Source organism: Mammaliicoccus sp. I-M35 (genome assembly GCF_022386455.1).
Classification (GTDB): Bacteria; Bacillota; Bacilli; order Staphylococcales; family Staphylococcaceae; genus Mammaliicoccus; species Mammaliicoccus sciuri_A.
Window position 1 is genome coordinate 130,492 of the sequence record NZ_JAJNIL010000001.1, and the last position, 14,391, is coordinate 144,882.

18 protein-coding genes are annotated in these 14,391 nt (G+C 31.8%); 1 reads left to right on the plus strand and 17 read right to left on the minus strand.

What is annotated here, in order from left to right:
* Positions 1–8 precede the first annotated feature (8 nt).
* The 16 genes from LQ679_RS00630 to LQ679_RS00705 form a co-directional block, all read right to left on the minus strand.
* A complete protein-coding gene (locus LQ679_RS00630) occupies positions 9–1,076 on the minus strand; it encodes an undecaprenyldiphospho-muramoylpentapeptide beta-N-acetylglucosaminyltransferase (protein WP_204170193.1) in 1,068 nt (355 codons plus the stop codon).
* Between the two features lie 2 nt (positions 1,077–1,078).
* Positions 1,079–1,543: a GNAT family N-acetyltransferase gene (locus tag LQ679_RS00635; RefSeq protein ID WP_414797464.1), complete on the minus strand. Its 465-nt coding sequence runs from the start codon at positions 1,541–1,543 to the stop codon at positions 1,079–1,081.
* Positions 1,544–1,609: 66 nt separating this feature from the next.
* The gene (locus LQ679_RS00640) at positions 1,610–3,037 is read right to left on the minus strand and encodes a S41 family peptidase (protein ID WP_037590509.1); all 1,428 of its coding nucleotides are present in this window, start codon (positions 3,035–3,037) and stop codon (positions 1,610–1,612) included.
* A 681-nt stretch (positions 3,038–3,718) separates the two neighbouring features.
* Positions 3,719–3,940, minus strand: coding sequence for a YozE family protein (locus tag LQ679_RS00645; RefSeq protein WP_025906287.1), 222 nt, complete (start codon positions 3,938–3,940; stop codon positions 3,719–3,721).
* On the minus strand, positions 3,941–4,444 hold the full coding sequence (locus LQ679_RS00650; RefSeq protein ID WP_025906286.1) for a PTS sugar transporter subunit IIA: 504 nt from the start codon (positions 4,442–4,444) through the stop codon (positions 3,941–3,943).
* A 14-nt stretch (positions 4,445–4,458) separates the two neighbouring features.
* Positions 4,459–4,887, minus strand: a complete 429-nt coding sequence (msrB, locus tag LQ679_RS00655; protein WP_025906285.1) for a peptide-methionine (R)-S-oxide reductase MsrB — start codon at positions 4,885–4,887, stop codon at positions 4,459–4,461.
* Between the two features lies 1 nt (position 4,888).
* Entirely contained in the window at positions 4,889–5,407 is a 519-nt protein-coding gene (gene msrA, locus LQ679_RS00660; RefSeq protein WP_191835566.1) for a peptide-methionine (S)-S-oxide reductase MsrA, read from the minus strand.
* 27 nt (positions 5,408–5,434) lie between these two features.
* Positions 5,435–6,001: a DUF2140 family protein gene (locus tag LQ679_RS00665; RefSeq protein ID WP_191835567.1), complete on the minus strand. Its 567-nt coding sequence runs from the start codon at positions 5,999–6,001 to the stop codon at positions 5,435–5,437.
* Positions 5,991–6,833: a DegV family protein gene (locus LQ679_RS00670; protein ID WP_191835568.1), complete on the minus strand. Its 843-nt coding sequence runs from the start codon at positions 6,831–6,833 to the stop codon at positions 5,991–5,993. Before LQ679_RS00670 ends, LQ679_RS00665 begins: the two co-directional genes overlap by 11 nt.
* Entirely contained in the window at positions 6,820–7,569 is a 750-nt protein-coding gene (locus LQ679_RS00675) for a lysophospholipid acyltransferase family protein (RefSeq protein ID WP_037590515.1), read from the minus strand. Before LQ679_RS00675 ends, LQ679_RS00670 begins: the two co-directional genes overlap by 14 nt.
* Position 7,570: 1 nt before the next feature.
* Positions 7,571–8,047, minus strand: a complete 477-nt coding sequence (locus tag LQ679_RS00680; RefSeq protein WP_037590516.1) for a dihydrofolate reductase — start codon at positions 8,045–8,047, stop codon at positions 7,571–7,573.
* A 15-nt stretch (positions 8,048–8,062) separates the two neighbouring features.
* Positions 8,063–9,016: a thymidylate synthase gene (locus LQ679_RS00685; protein ID WP_107577807.1), complete on the minus strand. Its 954-nt coding sequence runs from the start codon at positions 9,014–9,016 to the stop codon at positions 8,063–8,065.
* A gap of 305 nt (positions 9,017–9,321) precedes the next feature.
* Positions 9,322–10,122 (minus strand): class I SAM-dependent methyltransferase, encoded by an 801-nt coding sequence (locus tag LQ679_RS00690; protein ID WP_239761935.1) that lies wholly within the window; start codon positions 10,120–10,122, stop codon positions 9,322–9,324.
* Positions 10,106–10,543 (minus strand): BrxA/BrxB family bacilliredoxin, encoded by a 438-nt coding sequence (locus LQ679_RS00695; RefSeq protein WP_025906276.1) that lies wholly within the window; start codon positions 10,541–10,543, stop codon positions 10,106–10,108. The genes LQ679_RS00690 and LQ679_RS00695 overlap by 17 nt, the downstream gene beginning before the upstream one ends.
* Positions 10,544–10,546: 3 nt before the next feature.
* Positions 10,547–11,671 carry a virulence factor gene (locus LQ679_RS00700; protein WP_191835572.1) on the minus strand — a complete coding sequence of 375 codons (1,125 nt, stop codon included), beginning with the start codon at positions 11,669–11,671 and terminating at the stop codon, positions 10,547–10,549.
* Positions 11,672–11,681: 10 nt separating this feature from the next.
* A complete protein-coding gene (locus tag LQ679_RS00705) occupies positions 11,682–11,876 on the minus strand; it encodes a zinc-finger domain-containing protein (RefSeq protein ID WP_049318859.1) in 195 nt (64 codons plus the stop codon).
* 151 nt (positions 11,877–12,027) lie between these two features.
* Between LQ679_RS00705 and LQ679_RS00710 the strand changes: the two genes are divergently transcribed.
* Entirely contained in the window at positions 12,028–12,717 is a 690-nt protein-coding gene (locus tag LQ679_RS00710) for a queuosine precursor transporter (RefSeq protein ID WP_191835573.1), read from the plus strand.
* A 61-nt stretch (positions 12,718–12,778) separates the two neighbouring features.
* Here the strand turns inward: LQ679_RS00710 and LQ679_RS00715 are convergent, their stop codons facing one another.
* On the minus strand, positions 12,779–14,377 hold the full coding sequence (locus LQ679_RS00715) for a poly(glycerol-phosphate) alpha-glucosyltransferase (protein ID WP_191835574.1): 1,599 nt from the start codon (positions 14,375–14,377) through the stop codon (positions 12,779–12,781).
* Between the last annotated feature and the right edge of the window lie 14 nt (positions 14,378–14,391).

The window sequence follows — 14,391 nt, forward strand, 5'->3', positions numbered from 1 at the left end:
TGCCCCCTTTACTTTATGTCTGATTCAATTTTGTTAAATAGTGTTTCTTTAGTATAACTTTCTTTGAAATGTGACATTTTGTCAATAATAGCTTCACGTTCGTTTTCTAATTTATCAAGTTGACTGATCAGATTAGATTGGTCGACATCTTTTTCTTGTAATACTTTAGCATATCCATTTTTCTCGAAAATTTTAGCGTTATCAATTTGGTCTCCTCTAGATTGATCTAAACCAAGTGGAATTAATAACATAGGTAACTTCAATGTCGCAAATTCATATATAGCGTTAGCGCCTGCTCTACTGATAACAGTGTCCGTAATCGCATAGAAGTGCATTAATTCATTTGAAACAAACTCATATTGGACATAGTTGTCGTTTTTAATACTATGATCTACATGACCTTTACCAGTTAAATGAATAATTTGATATTTCTTTGTTAAATAGTCTAAGTTATCTCGAATCGCTTTATTTAAAGCTTTAGAACCTAAGCTACCACCCATTACGAGTAATACAGGTAATTGATCATTAAAGCCCGTTAATTGATAACCTTCTTCTTTAGATCCATCTCTTAAATCTTCTCTAATAATCGCACCAATATAATCTGATTTTTCTTTAGGTACATATTTTAAAGTTTCTTCAAAAGTTGTATACATTTTATTAGCGAATTTCATTGAAATTTTATTTGCTAAACCAGGTGTAACATCTGATTCATGCACAATTGATGGAATTTTTAATGATTTGGCAGCGATAATAACTGGAACACTGACAAATCCACCTTTAGAAAAGACTAAATCTGGTTTTTCTTTCTTTAATACTTTTCTAGCGTCTAATACACCTTTTAATACTTTAAAGACGTCTTTTAAATTCTCAAAAGATAAATATCGACGTAACTTCCCGCTTGAAATCGCAATATATTTCGTATCTTTGGCAGAGTCAGTAATCATTTCTTTTTCTATACCGTTTTTAGAACCAATATATATTGTTTCGATATCACGTTTTTGTGCTTCAGGAATCAGTGCTAAATTTACTGCAACATGTCCTATCGTACCGCCACCGGTAAATGCTATCTTCTTCATGTTTATTTCTCCTCGTTCTCTATCAATTTATAATATGCATAAAATGGTGCGTTCTTATCAAATGGAAACTCATCTGTTTCATATTCACCTATTTTAATAAAATCAAATTTTTCAAAAAGTCTTTGTGCACGTTTATTGAGTGAAAATGTATCCGTTATGATAATAGGCGTGCCTGCTTCAGTAGCAATATCAATAGCAAATTGCATCATCTTCATTGCGATACCTTTATATTCAGGATTTGTAGCCATTCTATGAATGACATATGCGCCGTTAGTATTAGCTGGCCAGTCGAATTGTTTATACCATTCAGCTTGTACTTGATTGACACATATATAACCTGCAATGTCATTGTTTTCTTCATATAGATATAAGTCTCCGTTATCTATATCTTCGTAGAAATGCTTCTCTAAAGGATAACGATGATCCCATTGAGGATTCTGATCGTTCTCCATAATCGATTTAGCCATTTCTGTTAATTGATTAATATGTTGAATATCTGATCTTGTTGCTTTTCTCAAACTAGTTTCCCCCATTTACTTATGCATATATTGAATTGCTTCATCAAGTTGTTTATCTTCACTGCGGATTTTCTTGCGTAAAAGTTCAATAAATTTCTTAGTTGTATCATCTGTGAAAATACCATTTGCAGTTAAATCATGATCACTTTGGAATGATTTAACTTGTGATGTCAGTTGGGCATCAAATTGGTCATTTTCATTGTTAATATTATACCCTAAAGCGTTCAAACCAATCTTAATTGACTTAATTTCTTTAGATTGATCGCCTTCTTGATATGTCTTACTTGGATCGATTATTTCAATTTCCTCATATTTAGGTGCTTTAATGGTTTTATCTGGTTGAATACCTTTTTTATGAATATAAGATTTATTAGGTGTTAACCATCTCATGTTTGTATATTTTAAAATACTAGAATCGCTAAATTCTTTATGAACTTGTCCGATGCCTTTACCAAAAGTCGTTGTTCCTAGTACGTCTGCAATTTTATAATCTTGTAATGCGCCAGCGAATATTTCTGCAGCACTTGCAGATCCTTTATTAACGAGAACTGTGTAATCCATATCATCGATACCAGACATTTTGTCGTTTTCAGTTTCAACTGCTTGTGGTTTATCACCTTTCGTTTCTAGATATATAACAGGTTTATTTTTATCAACAAACAAGTTAACGCTTGTCACAACTTCATCTAATAGACCACCTGGATTGTTTCTTAAATCTAAAACGACATGTTTCACTTTGTCTTTTTTAGCTTGTTTCAATGCAGATTGTAATTCTTTTGTTGTTTTATTTTGGAACTTAGAAATTGCAATGACGCCAGTGTCATTTTTCTTCGTATAATCGACACTTGTAAGATGGATTTTGTCACGTTTAATTTTCACATCGAAAGGTTCTTTACCTTCTCGTTTAATTGTTAACGTAACAGTAGTACCTTTTTTACCTCTTACTTTTTTGACGATTTCATTTAAAGATTTATTTTTAATCGATTCATCGTCAACTTTCGTAATAACGTCTAAAGATTTCACGCCAGCTTTTTCAGCAGGAGAATCTTTCATAGGACTCGTAATTCTAACGTAGCCATCGTGCATTTCCATTTCTGCACCAATTCCAACAAAATCACCAGAAATTTCTTCGTTATAGCTTGTTGTATCTTTAGCGGATATGTATTCACTATAAGGGTCATCTAAAGATTTGATCATACCATCAATAGCGCCTTGCGTTAATTTGTCGTCATCAACATCTTTGTAATAGTCGTTATTAATTTGTTTATAAGCCTCTTCAATCTTGTTAAGCTCTTTTTGTTGATCATTGCCAAAATATAAACCGAATTTATACGAAGCAAACGATACAACAGCCGTCAATAAGACCGTAACAAATAATATAATGAATAACTTATATAAAGGAAGCGTTATTTGCCGACTTTGTTTCTTTTTAAAAGGTTTCATTTACTCACAACTTTCTTGTCAAATATAATTTATTTTAACAGTTAAATCATATAAATAAAAACACTTTGGTGTGGGAAACAGCAAAGTGAACGAATTAATAAGGAAAAATGTTCATATCGTGAGTGTAACGGGTGTCGTTAGGGACAGAATTCCGAGAAATGTCCGTAAGAATGGCCCGTCTAATTACCAGAATTCAGAATAATGGAAGTTACAGCGTTCTAATTACCAGAATTCGAAATAATGGAAGTTACAGCATTCTAACTACCACAATTCAGAATAATGATAGTTACAACGTTCTAATTACCAGAATTCAGAATAATGGAAGTTACAGCGTTCTAATTACCAGAATTCAGAATAATGGAAGTTACAGCATTCTAACTACCAGAATTCAGAATAATGGAAGTTAGCGCGTTCTAACAACCACAATTCAGAATAATGGAAGTTAGCGCATTCTAATTACCAGAATTCAGAATAATGGAAGTTAGCGCATTCTAATTACCAGAATTCGAAATAATGATAGTTAGCGCGTTCTAACAACCACAATTCAGAATAATGGAAGTTAGCGGTCTCTAATTACCACAATTCGAAATTGTGGTAATTAGCACCTCATCATTACCAAATCCACAAATGAAAAAACACCTCATTTCCGCTTGAAAATGAGGTGTTTTGTTTTACCTTATCTTAGAATTTCAACCACTCTTCGTAAGATTCGAATAAGTCATCGAAGACGCTCATTGGTTGTGTGAACATGGCTTCTGTTTCTAAGTAATCTGAAAGTGTGTGGTAATCGTTTGTGAATTTAGGGAATGATAAGTCTTGGAAGATTAAATCTGCCAACTTACCTACTTCGCTTTTTTCACTTCGCTTTGTTAGTGCGTATTGATAGAAAGAATATTGTTTCATTTATTTCATTTTCACATCAATAGCCTTAGTTTCACCTTTAACTAGACTTTCTAATTTTTCGATATTAATTTCTTCAGCGTCATCTGTGTTTGTAATAATTACAGGGCTGATTACTGATTTTACTTTTGATTCGATTGTTTCGATGTCGAATTTTAATAACTCATCGCCTTGTTTAACTGTATCACCAGTGTTAACAAGTGCTTCAAAGCCTTCTCCACCTAATTGAACAGTTTCTAAACCTACGTGTACCAATACTTCTAATCCGTTAGCTGCTTTAATACCTACAGCGTGATTTGAAGGTTTGAATACATTCACAACTTCTCCATCAAATGGTGCAACTACTACACCTTCTGTTGGTTTAATACCGAATCCTTCACCCATCATTTTTTGAGCAAATACTGGATCTGGAATATCTTCAATTGCTACATATTCACCTGAAATTGGTGCAAATACTTCAACATTTGTATCTTTTGATTTGTTACCGCCAAATAATTTTTTAAACATTACAATCGACTCCTCTAATTTTTAAAATGATTTACTAATTCTCCATACCCTAAATCTTCTAATTTATCATATGGAATAAATTGTACAGCAGCTGAATTAATACAATATCTTAAGCCACCAGATTCTTTAGGACCGTCATTAAAGACATGACCTAAATGACTATCTGAATCTTCAGAGCGTACTTCAGTTCTAATCATACCATGTGTTTTATCAACAAGTTCGATGATTTCTTCATCATCTAATGCTTTTGAAAAACTTGGCCAACCACAATCAGATTCAAATTTTTCTTCTGAAGTGAATAATGGTTTACCAGATAATTTATCTACATAAATACCTTTTTCAAAGTGATTCCAATATTCATTTTGAAAAGGTGGTTCTGTACCATTTTGTTGTGTTACGAGATATTCCATTTCATTTAATTCATCTTTACTTTTTTTAAGCATTTTAACGCCCCCAATACTTTTCTATAAATGCTTTACGTCCAGAACCTTGTTGATACCCTTGATAATGTGCGGGATTCTTCAAGTAATAATCTTGATGATATTCTTCCGCAGGGTAAAAGTTCTTGTACGGTTTAACTGGCGTAATGACTGGTTTATCAAAAATATTTTGTTCATTTAATTGATTGATTTTGTTATGCGCTATTTTTTCTTGTTCTTTGTCGTGATAGAAAATTACAGGTTCATAACTTTCGCCTCTATCAAAGAACTGACCTTTGTTATCTGTTGGATCAAAAGTCTTAAAGTATATATCTAAAATAGCTTCAAAGTCTGTTTCATCTTCATTGTATTCAATTTGAACAGCTTCAACATGACCAGTTTGATTTGTACAAACTTCTTCATAAGTTGGATTTTCAACATGACCACCACTATATCCGGAAGTCACTTCAATAATACCAGGGAATTCATTGAAAGGTTTAACTAAACACCAAAAACATCCCCCAGCTAACGTTGCATATGCCATAGTTGTACCTCCTTTAATGATGTTAAGTTACTTTAACTTAATATCAAAGTACCATTTTTTGTCTGAAATATCTAATGTTTGAATTTGTATAGACTCAACATTATCAATCTCCAACTGATTTAAAGATAAATTGAATGATTCATCTTTAGGATTTACATGAATATATGGTGGAAGTTCACTATATTTTTTGATTTGAGATAGAATAAATGGATTTGAAATATTTAATTTACCAATATCTATCGATTGTATTTTGAAATAGATTGTATCGTTATTTAACTTTTTAGGTTTCGTTTGAAGTGTTATATCAATATCTTTGCCTAAAATTTTAGTACGAGTATCAAATGACAATGATTTCTTAGTGATGCGTGATTGAATATTATAATCTTTCATAGAAGCATTCATTAACGATTCTAATTGTGCATTATCAAAAGAAATTGTGAAATCTTTCTTGGTTTGTTCTGTATTTATGGTTGGATGGTTTGTATCATCTGAAATTTGAGACCATACATAAGCTAGAGCACCAAGTATTAGAATAATTAATATAATAAAAGCATAAAACCAAGCTCTATGATTCATCCAATGTTTATTTTCCATAGAAGAACACGCCAATAGCACCTTCACCAGTATGTGTTGAAACGACTGGTGTCGTTACTGCAGTATCAAACAAGTGGAAATTTTTCTTCTCTTTAATTGTATTCATCAATTTCGTCATCAATTGTTCTGCATTCGCATCTGCAATACCAATTTTAATAAGTTCTTTCTTCTCTAAGAAGACATCTAATTCTTTCATTAAATATTTAACGATAGCATTTTGCGTTCTTGCGTTATGCATCATTTCGATTTTTCCGTTAATCAATTCGCCAATTGGTTTAATATTCATCAATGAACCGAGTAAGCCTTTCGCTTTACCGATTCTACCACCTTTAATTAAGTTGTCGATATTACCAATGACCACAAATAGTCTTAAATTATTTTTAATCACTTCAATTTCTTCAACGATTTCTTCAACAGTCTTACCTGCGTTGATCATCTTCACGACTTCTTCAATTTGGAACCCGTAAGCTAATGAAATGAATTGACTATCCACAACTGTAACTTTAGTTTCTGTCATTTGTGCTGCTTGTTGAGCTGCACTAAATGTACCAGATAACTCAGAAGTCATATGAATACTAATAATTTCAGAACCATCTGCTCCTAATGCGTCATATGTTTCAACAATTTTACCAATTGGTGGCTGACTTGTTTTAGGTAGTTCTTTAGCATCTTTCATTTTTTCTAGAAATTCTGTTGAGCTAATATCCTCTTGGTCTACGTACGTTACACCATCGATTAGTATATTTAGGGGTACGACAGTAATGTTATTTTCTTCTAAAAAGTCTGCTGATAAATCTGTCGTCGAATCAACAACTATTTTAATTTTTGACATAATGATTCTCCTTTAATGATTGAACAGTATTACTAATTTTTCCTTGTACAAATTGACTTACTTCTTGCATGGTCTTATCTTCAAAAATAGAAGGCTCAATTGGGTCTAGAATGTGTACATAAACATCACCAGGAACCATTTTTTTAGAATCTTGAGCTTCCATGATTTTAGATGTCCCATAAATCGCAATAGGTACAATTTTAACTTTAGCTGATTTAGCTAATTTAAAAGAACCTGCTTTAAATTCTTGCATTTCTCCGCCTTTACTTCTACTACCTTCAGGAAAAATTAATAAAGAATGTTGTTCTTTTAATTTGTTAATACCATCTTTTATCATTTGTAAACTTGCGCGTCTATTTGAACGATCTAAATATATACAATTCATTTCTTCCATCCATGGACTTAAAAACGGAATTTTTTGAACTTCAGTCTTTGAAATAAATCCAAATGGTTGTGGTAAATGATTAATTAATACTGGAATATCAAAATTACCTTCATGATTTGAAATGTATAATACAGGCTCATCAAATGATTCTGTATTGCCAGACAAGTGTGTTGTAACACCAGCTGAATCTAGAATGCGTGAAGCCCATCTTTTTGCATATAAAAAGATCATTTCATCTTGTTTACGGACATCATTAATCAATGTCTTCTTATGCTTAACTTTGTTTAATTGTGAAGACACAAGTGCTGCATAACCTATAATATAACCGATTGTTTTCGTCGTTCTTAACATACTATTTTTTCCTTTCCAAATGCATATAAGTGTGTGGTAAAGTGTTTTTTTCATCGAGTTCGCCAGATTCAGATGAAAGAACCGTCCAATCTTTGAAGTCGTATGGAGGGAAAAAGGCATCACCTTGAAACTTATCTTCTATTACTGTTACATACATATCGTCAACGCGGTCCATCATTTGTTCATATAGACCTTGTCCGCCAAAGATAAAGATATGTCCATCAAGTTGATCGATTTCATCTAAAGAATGAATCACATCGACACCTTCATGTTCAAAAGATGGATTTGTCGTTAATACAACATTACGTCTATTCGGTAATGGCTTACCTAAAGAATCAAATGTTTTTCTTCCCATCACGATCGTATTTCCAGTCGTCAATGCTTTAACTCTTTTTAAGTCATTTGGTAAATGCCATGGCATCTTGTTGTCTAAGCCAATTACGCGATTTTGATCATGACAAACTATAATTGATTTCATTTAAATTACTCCTTTTTAAACTGCAATAGGTGCTTTAATACTTGGATGTGATTCATAACCGTCAATTTCTAAATCTTCGTATTCAATATCAAACAATGATTTATCTGTGTTGATATTAAGTTTAGGTGCATCGTAAGAATCTCTTGAAAGTTGTTCATTTATTGCGTCTATATGATTTTTATAAATATGCGCGTCACCAAACGTATGGACAAACTCGCCTACTTCTAATCCACATTCTTTCGCAATTAAATGTGTTAATAAACTATAACTTGCAATATTAAAAGGCACACCTAAGAAAATATCTGCACTTCGTTGATATAATTGACAGCTTAATTTTCCGTCTTTTACATAAAATTGGAATAATGTATGACATGGTGGTAATGCCATCGTATCTATTTCGGTTGGATTCCAAGCAGAAATAATATGGCGTCTTGAATTAGGATTTTGTTTAATATTTTCAATTAAAGTCTTAAGTTGGTCAAATCGTTTACCATCTTGATCTTTCCAATCTCTCCATTGTTTACCGTAAACATTGCCTAAGTCACCGTATTTTATCATAAAATCATCATCATTCAGAATCTTATCTTTGAATATCGCAAGTTGTGCTTTATATTGTTCATTAAATTCATCATCTACTAAAGAACGACGACCAAAGTCTGTCATATCAGGACCATCATAGTCATTGCTTTCAATCCATTTCTTGAAAGCCCACTCGTTCCAAATGTTATTCTTATATTGTAATAAATATCTTATATTTGTATCGCCTTTAATAAACCATAAAAGCTCAGTTGCAATTAATTTAAAAGAAACCTTTTTAGTTGTTAATAACGGAAAACCTTCAGATAAATCAAATCTCATTTGGTGACCAAATATAGAAATCGTACCCGTACCCGTTCTATCGTCCTTATTCTCGCCTTCTTCTAATACCCTTTTACATAAATCGTGATACGCTTTATCAAAGTTATTCATTTGAGCACCTCTTTTTCATATTCTCCTGTTACTATATTAACGAAAATAACGGTAATTTACTACTGATATAATATAGAAAATTTCCAGATTATTAGGTATAATGGATATAAATTAACAAAGTGCTAACAAAACGAAGGAGGCTATTTCAATGAATGAAATTTTTGCTACTTTAGGGTTCTTCTTATTATTATGCTATATGATTAGTATGTGTATTACAGAATAGTATCAATAAGGGGTAATATACAAAAACTGGGACAATCTTTTGTCCCAGTTTTTGTATTATCAAATGATTAAGTGTTACACCATCACTCAAATTTATAATTTTGATTTATTCTCAATCCATAATGTGTTTTAGTGCTTTTCCTTATACATTGTATTGTATTAAACTTTTTGAAAATCTCGCTTTTATAATGTGCTTTTACGATTAAATATTCGAAATGAGATACACTTTTGATTTCTGAAGGTATTTCAATATTACGTGAAAGTTCCCCCATTCTATCGTCTTCATCAAGTGTCTCTTCAAACATATGATCTAAATATAAGATGTCGACCAATTCTGGATGTTGTTCGACCCAATTGTGATAATCATCATTTATATAATGGATGCGTCTTAATTCATCTTCTGTTAAATAGCGTTTCATGCCTTCAGAAATAACATAATGGATAAGTGGATTTTGTTCTATTGCATATACATGTGCTTGTTGATAATGCTTTAATATTAAATACGTATCTCGCCCAAAGCCCATCGTGCCATCTATAAAATTAAATTTTGTAAAATCTGTTGTTATTTCATCTAACATTTCAATTAGTACAGGCATCTTACGTTGTTTCATCATATGTAATTTAACTTTAACTGTATCTAAATGAAAATATATCGGTGTATCTGGTGTGAAATAAAGTTTAGGTCCACTGCTTTCAAATACAATTAATGGTGTCGTATCTCGTTGAAACAATTGATTAATCGTTAATTTTCTTCGCTTAATAATTTGAACATTCTGAATGGATGCTAATTTAGATAACACAGAAAATGCATCTTCTACTTGTTTGTAGAGAGATGCATTTGTCTTAACGGCAGTTGTGATACGAATATTAGTCACAGTATTCATCAAAAGCGTCTTTAATATCCAAACAGATTTCTTGGATATCTCTTCCTTCAATATGTTCACGTGGCATAAAGTATTTAAGCTCATTACCTTTAAATAATGCCATTGATGGACTTGATGGTACTTGTGCGATATATTCTCTCATTGTTTCAGTTGCTTCTTTATCTTGTCCAGCAAATACTGTAGCGATTCTAGAAGGTTTTTTATCATTTTGTTGGGCTACTGTAACAGCTGCAGGACGTGCTAAACCAGCTGCACATCCACATACAGAGTTTACAACGATAAATGTTGTTTCATTCGGTTGTGCGTTCTCCATATATTCTTTAACTGATTCTGCTGATTCTAAACTTTCAAAGCCTTGTCCTGTTAATTCACTTCTCATTGGTTGAGCAAGTTCTTTCATGTATTGTTCATATGCATTCATCTTTTATCCCTCTTTCTTTCTATTAGCCATTTGTTTCCAAACAGAACCTAATGCTTCTTCACCATTTTCGATTCTTTCAATCGCCATTTGTACTTGCAATTTAACATCGAATGCTGGATCGTCTTGTCTTTTCTTCAATGCTTCTAAAGCAGTTTCATCGCCTTCATCAAATATAAACATAGCTGCACGCCATCTTACAATTTTTTGAGGGTCTTCTAATGCTTCTATCATCACTGGTAATGCTTCTTTAAATCCTAAATCACTTAAACAGTCACCAGCTGTTCTTCTAACAGAAACAACTTTATCTTTCATACCTTTATATAAGTAAGGTAATGTTTCTTTTGATTCAATCATACCTAATAGCACGATTGCCATTCTGCGTACTTGTGGCTTTTCATCATTTAACGCGACATCTAATAATGGATAATCGTCTTCTGTTGGTGTTGGAAAGTCATTTAACATTCTTAATTTTACTTTCCAATCATCTTCTTGTTCAAACGTTTCTTTATCAACGTGTACAAATTGCTTTTCAGGAATGGTAATGTCACTTGTTAAAGCTTCTTCAACTAAAGCCTCTAATTTCTCTTTAGGGTACAAAGCTAATATTTCTTCTTGAACGGTTGCTAATACTTCCTCTACTTCGCCGTAACGTACACCTAAATCTTCCCATTTTCTTAAAAAGACAACGTTATCTGAGTCTTTCGTTGCTTTTAGCATACTATCAATATAAATTTCAGGAAGTTGTTTACGTTTCTCTTCATCTTGTGTTGTTAATTTAATTTGATAAGGTATACCTTTAAACTTTAAGACTTCAGCTTTTACTTCACCGAAATGTTCATTTACTTGATTTTCAGCAAAGTCCCCTTCTTGATCTGAACCTGAGATGGCTGCTGTAACGTCTTTAAGTAAAGTATCCCAGTTTTCTTTTGGACGTTTATCTACAGCGATAAAGTCCATAACATGGAATACAGATTTAATACCATCTAATTGAAGAATACGGTTAATGAATTCTGGATTATGATCATTCACTTCAGTATAAGTATTTGAAGACCTATCTTCTTTCTTAAATGATAAAACGATTTTCATCGTATTTGGGCTTGGTGTCGGTTCAACTCTAACAATTTCCATAATATCCTCCTTATTGCAACTTGTTACCTAATTGTTTAATGCGTATACCGATAGAACATTCCGATATACAATACTGATGTGCTTGGTGTTTACCCTTTGTTTCTCTATAGTGTGTCTTTAATAAACACCCTTTACAGTATGTTTCCATCAATTGATCTATTTGTTTAATTGCTTGTTTCTCTTCTTGAGCTAAAATGAGTGTCACTCCCTTACTAGACCGTTATTATAACATTCATCATACAAATTGTTTACGATAAAGCTTATTGATTTTTATAACTTTGAGCCGTATAATAGATAAGTTCGATTATCGCGGTTTCTAAACACCCGCTATATCAAAATTTAGGAGGAACAAAGTTATGTATAATGAATTAATAGGTATTGGAACTTTCTTCGTTACGTTTATATTGATGCTCGTTCTATACCGATTTTTTGGAAAAACTGGCCTGTTCGTTTGGGTTGCTATAGGTACTATTATAGCAAATATACAGGTTATTAAAACAGTAGAACTCTTTTCAGTTAGTGCAACACTTGGAAATGTTATGTTCGCATCAATTTATCTTGCAACAGATATATTAAACGATATCTATGGTAGAAAACAAGCACGAAAAGCAGTTTGGCTTGGATTTTCTTCAGTAATCGTCATGGTTATATTATTACAGTGCTCTCTAGCGTTTATTCCTGCACAGGAAGATATCTCTCAAGAAGCACTTGAAACAATCTTTAATATTGTACCAAGAATTGCACTTGGATCCATCATTGCATATATTATTGGTCAACATTTAGATGTATTACTATTCACATTAATCAAGAAGAAATTCTCTTCAGATAGAACATTCTATATAAGAGCATACGGAAGTACAGTAATCAGTTCAATTGTTGATACTGCAATATTTGTATTGATTGCGTTCTATGGTAACTTACCGAACAATGTTGTATTTGAAATATTCTTTACGACATACTTCTTAAAGCTCATCACAACATTATCTAACGTACCGTTTGGTTACATTGCTAAATCAATGTATAGAAATGGTAAGATTAGCGAATAATTTCATACTAATCTAATAAAAATCCTACCTACTCCATAACTATGGAAAAGGTAGGATTTTCTTATTGATTAAATACTTTCAAATACTCTACATAACTCGTTAAGTAATGTTCGATATCATCTATCTCTACACGATAACCTTCATGTTTAATATAGAATGCCTCTAATATGCGCTCTGGATTTTGGAAATACATTGCAACTTCAGGATAAAAATAACCTGTTCTCATATAATCTGCTCTTCTATGAATCGTATCAACTAATAAATCAACGTCAATATATTTATTAATCAACTTAGTTTGGTCATGTTGTTTCGCACTTTCTACTATATTATATGTAGCCATTAACATGCCTAGTAATAATGGATCTGTAAATTGACGGTTTTGTACGTTATTCAAATGTTCTCCTAAATTTTGAAAAGCAAATTGATAATATTTTTCTTCTGGTTCAATTTGAATCAATACTTCTGCACTATAACTTAACCAGTAGTCATGGTGTTTCCAATATGATTTTTGAATAAATTTTTCATAAAGTAATTTGGCAGCATTTAACCATTCTTCATTTTGATCAAGTTGATATAATTTTAATAACGCTAATGCTGCTTGACCTTCATAATAAATGACTCTAAATGAATCTTTAACAGTTAAATCTGGATAATTCAACACATGTGTTGTTTCTCCGTTCTCATCAATCATGTTTAATAAGCCTTTCGCAACACTTTGAGCTGCTTTTAAATACTTCTTATTCGAACGACCGTATTGTATATAACCACATACAGCTAGTATAAATGCGGCGTTCTGACCTAATTTAATCTCATTAATATAGTTTGTATCATCAAATACATATGTTGCACCGTCGTGTTTATATAAATAATGATTGATAATGTAATCTATCGGTTTCTTAGAAATGCTTATATTCTTTTTCAAATATGATAATGACTTGATAAATGCATAAGTTGTTGAACTATGACATAAATTGTTATAAGCATTGATATTGATATTAAAGTGTGGGAAAAATCCATAATGATACTTACCATTATCTTGTATAAGATTCATCAAATAATCTGTATTCGTTTGAATCATACGATCAATTTCAACTGGAAGATTATCTACTGGCCTTAACCCTTTCTTGTAACCTTCTTGTTCTAAATTGATAACCTGTTCATCTTCAATAAAGAAACTCTTTGTATAGAATCTCTGAACTACTTTGCCTTCATAATCTTTGTGTAAATATAAATTGTAATTCTTCTTATACTTTCTTAAATAATGATTGATATTTTTCTCAGAAAGTATGAATATCCCTTTCTCGTTTGTAGGTCTAATAAAAGCATTGCTGTTTATTTCTTCTGGTAAAAATGCTAGGTGCCAATTGGAATCTAATACAAAACCATATTCAACATGATTTCTAGTTGTATGAACTAAGTCTTCTTTTAAATCATCAAATGGGATATCTTCAACAGAAGTTACAATATCAATTTTAATCCATTTAGCTGCTTTACCACTCTTCTTACGATATGTTTCGATAAATTTAAATATTTGATTACTGTTCGATAATTTAAAGCTTTTAACAACGGCTTTAACTTTAGGATGGCCAATACTTATAAATAATCTTTCACAATCAGAATGTTCATTTATAATTTGTTTGATTTGCTGTTTAGCATTCACGCTCTTTCAGTCCT